We start from the raw sequence: 12,761 nt of genomic DNA, 5'->3' as shown, positions 1-12,761 counted from the left end.
GCACATGTTTGACCCGATTTTTCATTCCACTCCATACCGTTCGGTGCGTTGATGGAGCATATCGCCCGCATTGAGCAGGAGCTCGACGGTTTTACGGAGACCCTGAGGCTCTATCGCAAACAACTCAAGCGTTGGTTCAACCAGGCGGCGGACACGGCCAGCCGTGCTACTGATTTGCCTTCGCTGATGGACATGGAACGAATCATCAGGTTCGGCAATGCCAGCACCGTTGTCGGCAGCAGCGACGATGACTTTCTAGATCTGGAATTTAAGAAAATTACCTTATTTCCCACCGGTGTCTAAATAGATCATTTTTTACGGAGGTGCGAAATTTCTGGGCAAAGTCGTCGGAAGTTTCCTTCAAGTTGTAGCGGTTTCCATGAACTGGTGCGCAGCGCGCCTCATCGATAGTCTTTGGGAGGTCACTGCAAATTCAGTGACAGGGCGTGGAAGCCCTTCTATCGTTAGGCGCATCAAGCGCCACCAGTTCGGCGTTTTTTATCGTCTGTGTTTCATGGTGGCTGTGCGCGGGGCGCTTTCGAGTGCGCCGGGTGCCTAACGTCCCGGTCTTCCACACCTGCGTACAGCCGCCACCTATTCGCGTGGAAGTGATTTCTGGCGGCTTCAATCCATACGTTAGGACTTAAATCAATGAAGACGCTTACACCCGATCCACCCTACGAAAAACCAATCCCCCACCCCGAAAACCGCTTCATGGCCCTCACCGGCAACTGCACCGACATGCCCACCCTGTTCGTCGATACCCACGCGCCGATCGATGTTTTGTATGACGCTGCCAGCTATCGAATTCGCGCAGTCACTCAGGTGCTTGAGAACATGTCGATGAGCGGTTCGGTCGAGTGCGAATCCTTCATTCTCAGTGACTTTGCCTTGCTCTGCGCTATTCCGTTACGGGATGGGTGCGATGTGCTGGATGTCATTGGACGGCGGTTGCGGGCTCGGCCTGCGGAATAACGTCTAGCGCGGCTTTTGTGGCGAGGGGGCTTGCCCCCGTTGGGCAGCGCAGCGGCCCCAAAATCAGCAATCCGGTTTTGTCAGGCTCGCTAGGGGGGGCTTTGCGACTGCTTCGCAGTCGAACGGGGGCAAGCCCCCTCGCCACAAGGGCCTGACTGCACACAATCCCCCAAACACCACACCCACATTGGATTTGCGGTGTTTATTGGGGCTTCGGTAACTTGAGCTCCGCACACAACCCACCGTCCACGCGATTGCTCAAGGTCAGCGCCCCGCCAATCGCCAGCGCCAATTGCTGGGCAATCGCCAACCCCAACCCGGTCCCGCCGGTGCTGCGATTACGCGAATTCTCCACGCGGTAGAACGGCTGCATCACCTGGGCCAATTGCTCTTCGGCAATCCCCGGCCCTCGGTCCATGACCTTCACCGACAAGCTGCCGTCGGCCTTCGTTTCCACCCACAACTCAGCCGCGCCAGCGAATTTCAGCGCGTTGTCCACCAGATTCACCAGCACTCGCCGCAAGGCATGGGGCCGGGTGTCGATGACTGCGGCGCTTTTGCCGCCCAGCTGCACGTCTTTGCCCATGTCCTGATAGTCGAACACCAGGCTGTCGAGGAACGAATCCAGATCGGTGCGGCGACTTTCCTCGGTGGCGCCATGGATGCTGCGGGCGTAGGCCACGCCTTCGCGCACCAGGTGTTCCATCTCGCCGAGGTCATTCCACAGTTTGTCTTTTTCGCTGGAGTCGTCCATGAATTCGGCACGCAGTTTCATGCGCGTGATCGGGGTTTGCAGGTCGTGGGAAATCGCCGCCAACAGTTGCATGCGCTCCTTGAGATACGCCGCGATACGTGCTTGCATCGCATTGAACGCCCTGGCGGCGTAGGCGACTTCGGTCGGGCCTTTTTCGTCGAGGTGCACGGCGTGGGTGTTGGGGTCGAGGGTTTCCACGGCTTGGGCGAGGCGGGTGAGCGGGCGGATGGCGATTCTCACGGCCAGCCAGGTGCAGGCGATCAGCAGCGCCAGTTGTCCCAGCAATACCGCCGGCAACCACGGGGACAAAGGCACCATCGCGGGGCGCACGTCGATGGTGACGGGGCTGCCGTCCTTCAGTTTCAGATGGGCCTGGAAGTGTTTCTTCGGGCCGGGGATGTCGGTAAAAGTCAGCGGATATTCATGGCCGATGGCGTCCTGAATCGAGGGGACGGCAATCGGCACATCGCTGGGCGCCATCGGTGTGCCGGGCGAACCTTCATTCAGCAGATAACCATAGTTGGTGCGTTCCAGGCGCTGCAGCCAGCTCGCTCGTTCGTTGGCGGGCAAGCGGTCGAGGATGGCGAGGGAGGTTGAAACGTCGGTTTCCAGATTGCCCAACATCGTATTTTTCGCACTTTCATAACGCTCGTAGTACTGCGCGCCAAAGGACAGCGCCTGGGCGAGGATCAGGCCGATCAGGAAAATCAGCGACAGCCGCGAGGCCAGCGTGCGGGGCCAGTGCAGCGCAAGGTTCATGACGGCGCACCGAGCACTTCCACCGGCAGGGAAAACACATAGCCTTCGCTGCGTACGGTCTTGATGTAGGCCGGTTCCCGGGCATCGTCGAGCAGGCGCTGACGCAAGCGGCTGACCAGCAAATCGATGGAGCGGTCAAACAGATCGGCGTCGCGACCTTGAGTCAGGTTGAGCAACTGGTCGCGATTGAGCACCCGCTGAGGATGATCGAGGAACACCCGCAGCAAACGGTATTCCGCGCCGCTGAGGGCGACCATGGTGCCGTCCTGGTCCAGCAGATGCCGGGCCGAGGTGTCCAGGCGCCAGCGACCGAACGCCAGCAGGCGACCGCTTTCGGTGATCACCAGATTCGGCGGCAGCATCCGCGTACGCCGCAGCACGGCGTTGATCCGGGCGAGCAGTTCACGGGCGGCGAACGGTTTGACCAGGTAGTCGTCGGCACCCATTTCCAGGCCGATGATGCGGTCGGTTTCATCGTTGCGCGCGGTGAGCATCAGCACCGGCGTGGCCTTGTGTTTACCGGCGCGCAGCTCGCGGCAGAGCAGCAGGCCATCGTCGCCCGGCATCATGATGTCGAGCACGATCAGGTCCACCGGCGTGGTCTCCAGAAACGCGCGCATCTGCCGTCCATCCGCCACCACGGTGGTGCGCAGGCCGTTCTTCTTCAGGTAATTGCCCACCAGTTCCCGGATCTCGCGGTCATCGTCCACGATGAGAATGTGATCGACGTGTTCCATGGTCGCCATGCCTCTTGAGTAGGAGTTTTCGCGCAGTCTACCGAGTCAAGGCTCGCTCGCCCGCAGCGGTTTGTATTGCAGTGTATCTGGCCTGTCGGCGGATACACGGGGACGCAAAAACAGCCGATTTCAGGGGTTTTGTATCGCTGTGTATCGCCGGCCGGTGCTGATACATAGCAATTTACTCGCGCCTGTTCCAGACACAGACGGGATACCTCGCGGGCTTCTAATGGCTTCCATCGAGGCGAACCCAAACCGCCTCGGCCCCATCAACGATTTGGCAACGATTGACTCATTGAAGCCCCGAGGAAACCACCATGAATACCAAAGCCGTCTACGCCGCCTGCCTGTTTGCCGCCCTGAACATCTGCACCTTGTCGGCCCGGGCCGAAGCCAATGTCACCCCGCAAACCTACACCTATGGCACGCACCTGGACATCCAGAAAGTGCTGTCGATGAAAGAGGACGCCACGCCTTCCTGCGGGATTGTGAATGCGCGGATGACCTACCTGGATTCCCAAGGCAAAACCCAGGCCCTTGATTACCGCAAATTCGCTGACAACTGCAACGAAGACAACTGAGTCTTTTGCTCACCCGTTATCAATCCCTTTTTTGAAACAGGAAGAACTCCATGAACAACGTCACCCGCTTTTTGACCGCCATCGTCTTTTCCGTAGCCGGCGTCGCCGCTCATGCCAACGCGGCTGTTGAACAGAGCAGCTGTGTCAGCAGCACCTGCTTCCAACTGACGCCGCTGGTGGCCGAGGCTGGTTCCAGCCGCACACCGCAGGGGCAATTGGTTGCAGAGAACGGCTCCAGCCGGACGCCACAGGGCCAGCAGTTGGAAAACCAGATGGCTTGAAGCCAGGCACTGTTCCGATGAACTCGATATTCCCAGTGTGGGAGCAGGCTCGCTCCCACATCGGACTCGTATATTCAAGGTGATCCCCATGTTTCTCATCGCATTCCTGGGCGGCATTTTGACCGTCCTCAGCCCCTGCATCCTCCCGGTCGTGCCGTTTCTGTTTGCCGGTGTTAAACGCACACGCACCTCGATCCTGCTCACTCTCGGTGGCATGGCCCTGACCTTCGCCCTGATCTCCAGCCTGGCCGTGGTCAGCAGCGATTGGGTGATACAAGCCAACAACACCGGCCGCCATGTGGCGCTGATCGTGATGGTGCTGTTTGCGCTGTCGCTGATCTCCGCGCGCATCGGCGGCTGGCTGGCGCGGCCGTTCGTGTTGCTGGGCAATCGCCTCGACCCCAACACTCGCAAAATGTCCGGCCCGCTGGGCTCGGTGATGATTGGCGTCGCCACCGGTCTGCTCTGGGCTCCGTGTGCCGGGCCGATCCTCGGGGTGATCCTCACCGGCGCCATGCTGCAAGGCGCCAACGCCCAGACCAGCCTGCTGCTGGTGGCGTATGGCCTGGGCAGCGCGTTGTCACTGGGCACCTTGATCTTCGCCGGTCGCGGCTTGGTCAATCGCTTGAAACCGTCGATTCCGGTCACCGGTTGGCTGCGTCGCGGCGCCGGTGCCGGGGTGTTGGTCGCGGCGGCGGTCATCGCCACCGGAACCGATAACAGGCTGCTCGCCGGCACTTCGTCCGAAGGCGTCACGACCGTTGAACAGCAGGTGCTGGAAACCGTACCGAAAGTGGTCGATTACCTGGTCAGCAAGGTCAAGGCCGACCCGATGGACGCGGCCAAAGGTGCGATGCCGTCACTCTCCGGCGCGGTCGAATGGCTCAACTCGCCAGCGCTGAGCAACGACTCCCTGCGCGGCAAGGTGGTGCTGGTGGATTTCTGGACCTATGACTGCATCAACTGCCAGCACACCTTGCCCTACGTGAAGGGCTGGGCGAAAAAATATGAAAAGGACGGCCTGGTGGTGATCGGCGTGCACACCCCGGAATACGGCTACGAACGCATCCTCGACAACGTTCGCGATCAGGTGAAAAAACTCGGTATCACCTACCCGGTGGCGATCGACAACAACTACGCGATCTGGCGCGCCTTCGACAACCAATACTGGCCGGCTCACTACCTGATCGATGCCAAGGGGCAGGTGCGTTACAGCCACTTTGGCGAGGGTCGCTACGAGTCTCAGGAGCAGATGATCCGGCAGCTGTTGGAAGAGGCCAAGGCGCCTGCCGCGTAACCTTTCCAATCAATGGCTCACAGGTTGCGCACCATGAGCCATTGGTCGTTTTCCCAGGCCTGAAAACGCTCCAGCACTGTCCACCCGCGTCTGGCGTAGTAATCGCTCTGGTCCCGGGTGTGCAAATAGATCTTCGCCACGCCACGTTCCCTGGCCTGCGCGCATATCCCCTCAATCAAGCGCTCCGCTAATCCTTTTCCCCTTGCTTGGGGTGTGACGAACACACAAGCCAGCCAAGGACCCAGGTCAGGCCGGTGAGCCAGGTCGGCGGCGGCCAGTGCCGCACCACCCAGCAGGCGGTCTTCATCCAGGGCGATCAAACATTGCCATGTGCCGTTGAATTGGCCGTCAGCGAATTCCCGTTGCCACTGAGGCAAGGGCTGGTCGGCGTATTCATAGTGGAATTGTTGGTGAATCCATGAAGCAAAGATGTCGCTGTGGTGCATGTGGTGAGTGAGCCAGTCCAGGCGAGGCATGGGGGAATCCTTTCAAAAGGCGGTGGCCCATAAGAGCTGATTCATGGCGCATCGGCAATCCCGGGGCCGGGTGTTAATCCTGCGTTACAAACGCATGACCATGCATCGGAGACCGGCGTACTTCGTGAGTCTGCCGGACGACCGGGCAGGACGGATACCTGTCCGGCAGCTTTAGTTTGTGGACGGGGTCACTTGCGACCCTGCCATCACCATCATGAAAGGGAGAGGGTTATGCCTAAGTTCATTATTGAACGCGAGCTTCCAGGAGCTGGCGCACTGCCGCCGCAGGAACTCAAAGCGATCTCGCAAAAATCCTGCGATGTGTTGCGCGGGTTGGGGCCGCAAGTGCAATGGCAGCAGAGTTACGTCACGGGCGACAAGATTTATTGCGTGTACATCGCGCCGAGCGAGGAACTCATCAGGGAGCATGCCAAACAAGGTGGCTTTCCGATCAACAGCGTTTCCCGAGTCATGAGCATCATCGACCCCACCACGGCGGAGTAAGCCGAGACCCGTTCCAACCCGCAGCGGAGCAGACTTCATGAGCACACCCATTGATCTCACCGCCCTGAAAAACCGTCAGATGACTGCGTGGGCCAGCGGCGACTACGCCGTGATCGGCACCACTTTACAGATCGTCGGCGAACAACTGGCTGAAGCCTGCGACCTGCTCTGCGATGAGCGGGTGCTGGACGTCGCTGCGGGCAACGGTAATGCCACGCTTGCCGCTGCGCGCCGGGGCTGTAAGGTCACGTCCACCGACTATGTGGCCAAGCTGCTTGAGCGCGGCGAAGACCGGGCACGGGCGGAACACCTGAACGTGACCTTTCAGGTGGCCGATGCCGAGGCGCTACCTTTCGAGGATGCCAGTTTCGATGCCGTGCTCTCGACCTTTGGGGTGATGTTTACCCCGGATCAGCCAAAGGCTGCCGCGGAATTGGCGCGGGTGTGCCGCCCGGGAGGCCGGATCGGCCTTGCCAACTGGACGCCTGAAGGCTTCGTTGGCCAGATGTTCAAGGTCCTGGGGCGCCACATGCCGCCACCCGTAGGGGCTCAACCACCTTCAAACTGGGGCTCCGAAGCGTGGTTGCACTCGCACTTCGATCAGCGCGACTTCGTGCTTCAGGTGACACGACGCTTATTCAACTTCCGCTATCGTTCGGCCGCCCATTTCATCGACACCTTCCGCACCTGGTATGGCCCGGTTCACAAGGCTTTTGCGACCCTGCCACCCGAAGGGTCCGCCGCCCTGGAACACGACCTGACGGAACTGCTCAAGCGCCTGAACCGAGCAGGGGAGCGGTCGCTGGTGGTGCCCGGCGAATACCTGGAGGTGGTGATCACCCGGCGCTGAGTCGAGAACACAAAATCCCCGTGGGCGCGACCCCTGTGGCGAGGGGGCTTGCCCCCGTTGGGTCGCGAAGCGGCCCAAAAGCTTTGCGACTGCTTCGCAGCCGAACGGGGGCAAGCCCCCTCGCCACAGGGGTCGCGTCCACAAAGGTATGTGCACAATTTGGTATTCAGCCGTTGCAGTCACTCATCCAGTGACTCGGTGTACACCACCCACACGCTGCATGGCATTTTGTACAGCACATGCTCCACCGTGCTGCCGATCAACCGGCCCATGCCGCGATGGCCGATCCGGCCCATGACGATCACATCCACATCATGGGTCTCGGTGTAGTGGGTCAGTACCTTGGTCGGGTTGCCCATGATCATGTGCCGCTGCTCCGGCGCGATGCCGTTGCGCGCGGCCAGTTCGTTGAACGCATCCTCCTGGAGGTCGAACAGGGTCTTGATCTGGCCTGAAGAGAAAAGCGCCGAACCGTTATAGAAGTTGAACTCATCCGCGCTGATGGCTGAAAGGTCACAGGCGTAGACCACATCGAGCTCGGCATTGCAGGCGCTCGCCAGTTTCGATGCTTCGTGAAGGATTCTGTCGTTGAAGCTTTTGTAGTGATCGTCGCGATGAAGCGGGTCGACCGCGGCGACGATCTTGCGCGGCAACGCGCGAGTGGCATGGCTGACGAAATGCAGCGGCACCGGGCATTCGCGCAGCAAATGCACGTCGAGGGGCGTAAACACCAGTCGCGACAGCCGCGATTGATGCTCCAGCGCCTTGATCAGCACGTCCATCGGCTGCTCTTTGAGGTGAATCAGGATTTCCTCCAGCGGATGCTCGACCCAGGCCACCTCGGTGGTGACGTGTACACCGATCTTGCGCAAGGGATGGGCCTGTTCCTCAAGCCACTGGCGGTGACGCTCGACGTAGCCCAGGCGCATCTGTTCCAGGGCTTTTTCGTTGACCAGGCTGGCGGTCGCCAGACCTTCCAGATAGTCGAAGGCCACGATGTGCAGGGCTGCCCCCTCGGCCTTGGCCAGCATCGCGGCCCGGTCGAAGGCGGGGCTGTGTTCCATCAGCGGTGAAGCGACCAGCATGAAGCGTGATTCACCAGACATGACAAACCTCCCGTGGGTAAGCGAGCAGACGGTGGTCGTTCAATACATCTCAATCCTTTCATTATTGACCATGATCAACCCCTCGTCCGGTTCTAATGTGGGAGCGGGTTTGCTCGCGATGCGGTCTCAAGCGTCTTCCAAAGCTCGCGCATCGTCGGGTTCTGATTGGCGATCGAACAATACGAACGTATCTCCAGCCGGGTCTTCCACTCATCGCCGCCGGCCAGCACCAATTGCCCTCGCTCCAGTTCATCGGTCACGGCGCTCAGGGGCAGCCAGGCAACGCCGTAGCCCTCGATCGCCATTCTCATCAGCAACATGGCCATGTCCGCCTCAAAGCAACGATCAAGCACGCAAGCAGTCGGTGCATTCTTGATGACGATATCGGCCACGCGCCCCAAAAAAGTGGTCGCGGTATAGGCCAGGTGCGGCACTGGCTTGGCGGCCGTCCCCGGCAGCCGATGCAACGGTTTGCCGTTATTGTCCGGCGCGCACAGTGGAACGAACGAATCATGCCCCAGGGTCAAGCTGCCGAACTTCTCGGGGTCGAGCTGGATCGGGGCGAGGGGATGGTGGTAGACGATCATCAAATCGCAGCTACCTTCCTCCAGCGCAATCACCGCATCGTGGATGTTCGCGGCCACCACGCGAGCATTGAAGGGCTCATTCTGCTGTTGAAACTGGGTGAGCCATTTAGGCAGAAAGGTCATTGAAAGACTGTGCCCGGCAGTGACCTGAATCGAGCGTCCCGGCATTCGTTCGCCTTCGCGAAGGGCCAGGCGCAATTGCAGCAATGCCGACAGCGCCTCGCGCCCCTCTTCACAGAAGCTGCGGCCCGCTTGAGTCAGCTGGACAGGATAAGTGCCGCGATCCACCAGTTCGGCGCCCACCCATTCTTCAAGTGAACGAATCCGCCGGGACAACGCGGACTGCGTGACGCAACGCACTTCCGCCGCTCGGGAAAAGTTCTTCCATTCGGCAATCGCCAGAAGATCGTCCAACCATTTGGTTTGCATGCTGGCACCTCACTGCGTCTCTGGCGAAGAGTTTACTGCGGTGCAATGGCGCCATTGAGGGAATTTCGCAAACTATTCCAAAAACGCATCAGCCTATGGTGATTACTCATCATCCGGCGTGAAGGGCGTCCTTAGAATCGGTGCCACAACCCCGCTGCCGCAGAACATCGGGGCACTTCAATCTTGTCTCCTGCCAAGTAAAAAGACCTACAAAACCACTTGAGGAAATGCACCGTGAAAAGAAACAGACTACCCCGCCAGATTGCGATGGCTATCGCCTTGGGCGTCCTTGCAGGTTGGGCCTGCCATCATTTCGCAGCGGATGAGAAAGCCGCCAGGGAGATCGCCTCCTACTTCTCGATGGTGACGGACATTTTCCTGCGGTTGATCAAGATGATCATCGCGCCTTTGGTGTTCGCCACACTGGTCGGTGGTATTGCCAGCATGGGTAATTCCCGTTCCGTAGGGCGGATCGGCGCGAGGGCGATGATCTGGTTCGTGTCGGCCTCAATCATTTCGCTGTTCATTGGCATGTTGCTGGTGAATGTGTTCCAGCCAGGCGCGGGTCTGGATCTGCAGGTGACTCAAGGCGCAGCGGCGCCGGCCGTTGTCAGCACGGGTGACTTCAGCCTCAAGGTATTCATCAGTCACGTGTTCCCTCGAAGCATCGCAGAAGCCATGGCCAACAATGAGATTCTGCAAATTGTAGTGTTCTCTTTGTTTTTCGGCTTTGCGCTGGCAGGCATCAAGCGCGCTGGCTATACGAAGATCACCGACAGCATTGAAGAACTGGGCAAGGTGATGTTCAAGATCACTGACTATGTCATGGCCTTTGCGCCAGTCGGTGTCTTTGCCGCCATCGCTTCGGCCATCACCACCCAAGGTCTCGGCTTGCTGGTCGATTATGGAAAACTGATTGCCGAGTTCTACCTGGGCATTGTGATTCTATGGGGCGTGTTGTTCGCTGCCGGCTACCTGTTTCTGGGGCGTTCAGTCTTTACCCTGGGCAAGTTGATCCGCGAACCCATTCTGCTGGCATTCTCGACAGCCAGTAGTGAGTCCGCCTATCCAAAAACCATGGAAGCCCTGGAGAAGTTCGGCGCACCCAAGCGGGTATCCAGTTTCGTACTGCCACTGGGGTACTCATTCAACCTCGACGGTTCGATGATGTATCAAGCCTTCGCCATTATGTTTATCGCTCAGGCCTACAACATTGATTTGAGCTTTACGCAGCAGCTGCTGATCTTGCTGACGCTGATGATTACCAGCAAGGGCATGGCGGGTGTTGCCCGGGCTTCGGTGGTGGTCGTGGCGGCGACGTTGCCCATGTTCAATCTGCCGGAGGCTGGCATTTTGCTGATCATCGGTATTGATCAGTTCCTCGATATGGCCAGGACGGCCACCAACGTGGTGGGCAACAGCATCGCAACGGCCGTGATCGCTAAATCCGAGCCTCTCGAAGAGCCGGACGACGTGCCGCAAACCAAGGCGTCCCCGCTGCCTGTTCGCTCTGTAGCCACTGTCTGAGCGCTATCACCATGAAAACGAAATCAAAGCCATCCCGTGAGTCTTCATTGGTACACAAACTGGGCATCGTCGGCGGGCTTGGCTCACTGGCCGGCGGCGATCTTTTCTATAAGTTGGTGAAGTCCAGGGCGGTGCTGGAGGATCAAGGCCGCTATCACTTCCTGTTCGAGCAACACCCGTTCAAAGATGTGCTGATGCCGTTGGATCGGGGCGCGAGCATGACCTCCAGAAAGTTCTATGTTTTCCAGGTCTGTCAGACTTTCGAGGCCAGCGGGGTCAGCGCGATCGTACTGCCGTGTTTTGCCAGTCACACTTTCCGCGAAGAGATCCAGGAGGAGATAGGCATACCGGTTCTGGACATGATGGCCGCATTGCGCATGCACATCGACCATGTTGTTGAACCCGGCACGGTATTGGGCATTCTCGCCTCAGACTATGTTCGTCACGCCGGTTTGTTCGAACGCTACTTCGGCTCCGACTTCAAACTCGTTTATCCAGGTGCTGACGAACAATCGGGGTTGATGGAAGCGATGTATGGCGTCAACGGCATCAAGGATGGCTACCTTGACGGTGTACCGCTGGAATGTGTGTATCAGGCCTGCCTGTCGCTTCAGGAGCAGGGGGCCACGATGGTCTTGCCGGGCATGACCGAGCTCTCGTTGGTCAGCGGCGACCTGCAGCGGCGGGGCATCACGGTGCTGGATATCAATGAGATTTATGCCGTCTTCGCGACCCAGCAGAAAGGTCAGTCGAATCGCCCACCCTTCAAGCTTGGGATCGTCGGCGGGGTGGGGCCTGCGGCAACGGTCGATTTCATGGGCAAGGTGGTTGCGCATACACCGGCCGGCCGTGACCAGGAGCACATCAAGATGGTGGTCGAACAAAACCCCCAGATTCCTGATCGCACCGCCAATTTGTTGAATGACGAAACTGATCCGACGATGGCGATGTATGCCACCTGCAAGCGGCTTGAAAGCGCAGGAGCCAATGCGATTGCGATCCCGTGCAACACCGCCCACGCATTCGTCGAGGGCATCCAGGCACACTTGCGCGTACCCATTGTGAACATGCTTGCCGAGACGGTAGAGGCCATCGTTCAGCGGTATGGCGCCGGGAAAACAGTGGGGCTGCTGGCGACGTCGGGCACGATCAAGAGTCAGGTCTACCACGAGGCCGCCCGGCGGGCCGGGCTGCACATAATCGCCCCCGGTGTGGATTACCAGGCGTTGGTCATGGATGCGATTTATGGGTCGCTCGGGATCAAGGCCGGGTTCACCGAGGGCCTTTGCAGGGACCAACTCCTGATCGCCGCCGAGCACTTGTGTGAACTGGGCGCCGATGTGCTTATCCTGGGATGCACGGAGTTGCCGCTGGTGCTGCAGCATAGCGAGGCCTTCATGATCAAAGGTCATCAAGTGGCATTGATCGACCCGACGACCATTCTGGCTATGAAGTGTATTCAGCTTGCCCGTGAACATTCGGGCGAGCGATCAAATCTGCATCTTGGCTAAACAATTTTTGCGCCCCGTGCCTCCAGCAACTCCCGTAATACGGAGCGATGGCAGTGCGCTTCGTCTTCGCAATAACACCCCATGGCCAGTGAGGTTTGATGGGAGAGGGCGGCCAGCAGGTCCAGCAGCTGACTGGGCGCGGGATGGTTCATCTCGGCCTTGAACTTGCGCTTGAAGTTCTCCCAGGCTTTGGCATCTTCTGCCGCTTTGGCTTCGGCCACCAGTTCGGAGCTGGGGGACAGCAGCGGTTGCCACACATCATAGAAATCACGGCTGGCGAATTCGGCCTTCGGTACGCCACGGGGCGGGCGGCGTACCGTGCCCAGGCGCAGGCCTTCATTTGCGGTGCGGGGTGAGCCGAGTCGCACGATATGGATGGGCATGATC

15 protein-coding genes are annotated in these 12,761 nt (G+C 59.3%); 9 read left to right on the top strand and 6 right to left on the bottom strand.

The genetic code is table 11. The features are described from left to right. Positions 1-51: 51 nt before the first annotated feature. Both AC1DQM_RS06890 and AC1DQM_RS06885 read left to right on the top strand, forming a co-directional pair. Complete coding sequence (locus tag AC1DQM_RS06890; RefSeq protein WP_305412016.1) at positions 52-303, top strand: hypothetical protein; 252 nt, start codon at positions 52-54, stop codon at positions 301-303. A 348-nt stretch (positions 304-651) separates the two neighbouring features. After that, positions 652-975 carry a hypothetical protein gene (locus AC1DQM_RS06885; protein WP_477745895.1) on the top strand — a complete coding sequence of 108 codons (324 nt, stop codon included), beginning with the start codon at positions 652-654 and terminating at the stop codon, positions 973-975. A gap of 202 nt (positions 976-1,177) precedes the next feature. On the opposite strand, the gene AC1DQM_RS06880 is transcribed toward AC1DQM_RS06885, so the two are convergent. Next, complete coding sequence (locus AC1DQM_RS06880) at positions 1,178-2,488, bottom strand: ATP-binding protein (protein WP_018928058.1); 1,311 nt, start codon at positions 2,486-2,488, stop codon at positions 1,178-1,180. Further along, complete coding sequence (locus tag AC1DQM_RS06875; RefSeq protein ID WP_026286577.1) at positions 2,485-3,225, bottom strand: response regulator; 741 nt, start codon at positions 3,223-3,225, stop codon at positions 2,485-2,487. Before AC1DQM_RS06875 ends, AC1DQM_RS06880 begins: the two co-directional genes overlap by 4 nt. 317 nt (positions 3,226-3,542) lie before the next feature. On the opposite strand from AC1DQM_RS06875, the gene AC1DQM_RS06870 reads away from it, so the two are divergent. The 3 genes from AC1DQM_RS06870 to AC1DQM_RS06860 all read left to right on the top strand — a co-directional run bounded on the left by AC1DQM_RS06870 (position 3,543) and on the right by AC1DQM_RS06860 (position 5,384). Continuing rightward, entirely contained in the window at positions 3,543-3,806 is a 264-nt protein-coding gene (locus AC1DQM_RS06870; RefSeq protein WP_019649304.1) for a DUF2790 domain-containing protein, read from the top strand. A gap of 50 nt (positions 3,807-3,856) precedes the next feature. Continuing rightward, positions 3,857-4,087 (top strand): hypothetical protein, encoded by a 231-nt coding sequence (locus tag AC1DQM_RS06865; RefSeq protein ID WP_477745894.1) that lies wholly within the window; start codon positions 3,857-3,859, stop codon positions 4,085-4,087. 88 nt (positions 4,088-4,175) lie between these two features. Then, on the top strand, positions 4,176-5,384 hold the full coding sequence (locus tag AC1DQM_RS06860) for a cytochrome c biogenesis protein DipZ (protein ID WP_477745893.1): 1,209 nt from the start codon (positions 4,176-4,178) through the stop codon (positions 5,382-5,384). A 17-nt stretch (positions 5,385-5,401) separates the two neighbouring features. On the opposite strand, the gene AC1DQM_RS06855 is transcribed toward AC1DQM_RS06860, so the two are convergent. Continuing rightward, positions 5,402-5,860 carry a GNAT family N-acetyltransferase gene (locus AC1DQM_RS06855; RefSeq protein ID WP_477745892.1) on the bottom strand — a complete coding sequence of 153 codons (459 nt, stop codon included), beginning with the start codon at positions 5,858-5,860 and terminating at the stop codon, positions 5,402-5,404. Between the two features lie 231 nt (positions 5,861-6,091). Between AC1DQM_RS06855 and AC1DQM_RS06850 the strand changes: the two genes are divergently transcribed. Together AC1DQM_RS06850 and AC1DQM_RS06845 are read left to right on the top strand one after the other, a co-directional pair. Continuing rightward, positions 6,092-6,364 (top strand): DUF4242 domain-containing protein, encoded by a 273-nt coding sequence (locus AC1DQM_RS06850; RefSeq protein WP_258613662.1) that lies wholly within the window; start codon positions 6,092-6,094, stop codon positions 6,362-6,364. A 37-nt stretch (positions 6,365-6,401) separates the two neighbouring features. Beyond that, entirely contained in the window at positions 6,402-7,214 is an 813-nt protein-coding gene (locus AC1DQM_RS06845; RefSeq protein ID WP_086945479.1) for a class I SAM-dependent methyltransferase, read from the top strand. Positions 7,215-7,393: 179 nt separating this feature from the next. Here the strand turns inward: AC1DQM_RS06845 and AC1DQM_RS06840 are convergent, their stop codons facing one another. Together AC1DQM_RS06840 and AC1DQM_RS06835 are read right to left on the bottom strand one after the other, a co-directional pair. Next, positions 7,394-8,320: a universal stress protein gene (locus AC1DQM_RS06840; RefSeq protein ID WP_064617013.1), complete on the bottom strand. Its 927-nt coding sequence runs from the start codon at positions 8,318-8,320 to the stop codon at positions 7,394-7,396. 92 nt (positions 8,321-8,412) lie between these two features. Then, positions 8,413-9,336 carry a LysR substrate-binding domain-containing protein gene (locus tag AC1DQM_RS06835; protein WP_018928049.1) on the bottom strand — a complete coding sequence of 308 codons (924 nt, stop codon included), beginning with the start codon at positions 9,334-9,336 and terminating at the stop codon, positions 8,413-8,415. A gap of 234 nt (positions 9,337-9,570) precedes the next feature. Here AC1DQM_RS06835 and AC1DQM_RS06830 point away from each other — a divergent pair, with 234 nt between their 5' ends. Next, the gene (locus AC1DQM_RS06830; protein WP_477745891.1) at positions 9,571-10,863 is read left to right on the top strand and encodes a dicarboxylate/amino acid:cation symporter; all 1,293 of its coding nucleotides are present in this window, start codon (positions 9,571-9,573) and stop codon (positions 10,861-10,863) included. An 11-nt stretch (positions 10,864-10,874) separates the two neighbouring features. Then, positions 10,875-12,374: a cysteate racemase gene (gene cuyB / locus AC1DQM_RS06825; protein ID WP_477745890.1), complete on the top strand. Its 1,500-nt coding sequence runs from the start codon at positions 10,875-10,877 to the stop codon at positions 12,372-12,374. Here cuyB and AC1DQM_RS06820 read toward each other — a convergent pair. Then, complete coding sequence (locus tag AC1DQM_RS06820) at positions 12,371-12,757, bottom strand: DUF488 domain-containing protein (RefSeq protein WP_477745889.1); 387 nt, start codon at positions 12,755-12,757, stop codon at positions 12,371-12,373. The genes cuyB and AC1DQM_RS06820 overlap by 4 nt on opposite strands. Positions 12,758-12,761: the final 4 nt, after the last annotated feature.

This window comes from Pseudomonas sp. 01L34 (assembly GCF_056400265.1).
This window is presented reverse-complemented; position numbering and strand designations above follow the sequence as displayed.

Coding starts and splice junctions, on each gene's coding strand:
- AC1DQM_RS06890 (WP_305412016.1), top strand. CDS start 52: ATGGAGCATATCGCCCGCATTGAGCAGGAGCTCGACGGTTTTACGGAG.
- AC1DQM_RS06885 (WP_477745895.1), top strand. CDS start 652: ATGAAGACGCTTACACCCGATCCACCCTACGAAAAACCAATCCCCCAC.
- AC1DQM_RS06880 (WP_018928058.1), bottom strand. CDS start 2,488: ATGAACCTTGCGCTGCACTGGCCCCGCACGCTGGCCTCGCGGCTGTCG.
- AC1DQM_RS06875 (WP_026286577.1), bottom strand. CDS start 3,225: ATGGAACACGTCGATCACATTCTCATCGTGGACGATGACCGCGAGATC.
- AC1DQM_RS06870 (WP_019649304.1), top strand. CDS start 3,543: ATGAATACCAAAGCCGTCTACGCCGCCTGCCTGTTTGCCGCCCTGAAC.
- AC1DQM_RS06865 (WP_477745894.1), top strand. CDS start 3,857: ATGAACAACGTCACCCGCTTTTTGACCGCCATCGTCTTTTCCGTAGCC.
- AC1DQM_RS06860 (WP_477745893.1), top strand. CDS start 4,176: ATGTTTCTCATCGCATTCCTGGGCGGCATTTTGACCGTCCTCAGCCCC.
- AC1DQM_RS06855 (WP_477745892.1), bottom strand. CDS start 5,860: ATGCCTCGCCTGGACTGGCTCACTCACCACATGCACCACAGCGACATC.
- AC1DQM_RS06850 (WP_258613662.1), top strand. CDS start 6,092: ATGCCTAAGTTCATTATTGAACGCGAGCTTCCAGGAGCTGGCGCACTG.
- AC1DQM_RS06845 (WP_086945479.1), top strand. CDS start 6,402: ATGAGCACACCCATTGATCTCACCGCCCTGAAAAACCGTCAGATGACT.
- AC1DQM_RS06840 (WP_064617013.1), bottom strand. CDS start 8,320: ATGTCTGGTGAATCACGCTTCATGCTGGTCGCTTCACCGCTGATGGAA.
- AC1DQM_RS06835 (WP_018928049.1), bottom strand. CDS start 9,336: ATGCAAACCAAATGGTTGGACGATCTTCTGGCGATTGCCGAATGGAAG.
- cuyB (WP_477745890.1), top strand. CDS start 10,875: ATGAAAACGAAATCAAAGCCATCCCGTGAGTCTTCATTGGTACACAAA.
- AC1DQM_RS06820 (WP_477745889.1), bottom strand. CDS start 12,757: ATGCCCATCCATATCGTGCGACTCGGCTCACCCCGCACCGCAAATGAA.